This window comes from Pseudomonas onubensis (genome assembly GCF_965653655.1).
Lineage (GTDB): Bacteria > Pseudomonadota > Gammaproteobacteria > Pseudomonadales > Pseudomonadaceae > Aquipseudomonas.
In genome coordinates, this window is sequence record NZ_CBFHAZ010000259.1 from 1 (window position 1) to 461 (window position 461).

The 461-nt window shown below is 45.1% G+C and carries 1 protein-coding gene; it reads right to left on the reverse strand.

The annotated features are described in order from the left end of the window. On the reverse strand, positions 1-461 hold a 461-nt coding region (locus ACTD9P_RS29865), incomplete at both ends, for an aldehyde dehydrogenase family protein (protein WP_438870454.1).

Here is a 461-nt window from a genome sequence, read left to right on the forward strand (position 1 = left end):
CCATACTATGACGTCCACCTTCTCGACCAACACCGCTCTTTTTGAAGCCGCCAAATGGAACACGTAAATCACGAACAAACCAGCAATTCACCCAAATTGTCCCAGCACGTACGGCATGTGACACACGGTGTGCTCGCTTTAGATTTTCTGTCCAAATGACCCCGTTTAAGCCATAATCCGTATTGTTCGCAATCTTTAAAGCTTCTTCTTCCGTATCGAACGGTAAAATCGTTACGACCGGACCAAAAATCTCTTCCTGACAAGTACGTGCATTCGGATCATGATGCAGGAAAATCGTCGGGGCAATGTAGTACCCCTTCGCCAGATCATCCGATAATTTTAGCGGTTGGTCACCTGTAACCAGTTTTGCCCCTTCTTCTTTGGCCAATTCAATATAATAATTCACCTTATCGTATTGAACTTTACTTACTAACGGTCCTGTCGTCGTTTTCGGGTCTTGC